1 protein-coding gene is annotated in these 474 nt (G+C 43.5%); it reads right to left on the bottom strand.

Features of this window, described 5'->3' with window-relative positions; genetic code table 11:
- The coding region (locus tag A3735_RS29075; RefSeq protein ID WP_197473004.1) for a YggT family protein at positions 1 to 212 on the bottom strand (212 nt) is incomplete at its 3' end.
- Between the last annotated feature and the right edge of the window lie 262 nt (positions 213 to 474).

Here is a 474-nt window from a genome sequence, read left to right as displayed (position 1 = left end):
GCTAGCACCAATGAAGCCAGATCGATGCCCGCTATACCTGGTATTAATCGTCTTAAAGTGATAAGCAAAGGGTTCGTCGCTTTAACAACAAACTGGGAAATGGGGTTATAGAAATCTGCTCGGGAGAGTTGCAAGATAAATCGCATCAAAACAATCATCACGTACAGTGATGACACGGTATCGATCACCAAATTAAAAATTTCTGCAAACATTCTATCCGTCCAAGAATAATAAATCGAAACCCGACAGGGCAGACAAGCTCTAAGGCTATAAAAACCAGGCCCGGTAAGTTTAAGCTATAAGTCGCCTCTAAGGCCAGCCGCTAAGCTACCGGATAATAAGTCCTTTTTAGCAAATTGCTAGTCCGAACTAGGCACCGCCCAAACATTTCTTAAGATAATCGATTATTTTATCCTCAGTAATCGGCTTTGGAATGAAGCTAAGGCCCTGCTCTGCAGCTTGCTCCTGGACTCG

This window comes from Oleiphilus sp. HI0061, from assembly GCF_001635675.1.
Note: the sequence above shows the minus strand (reverse complement) of the source record. Positions and strands in the feature narration are given on the sequence as shown.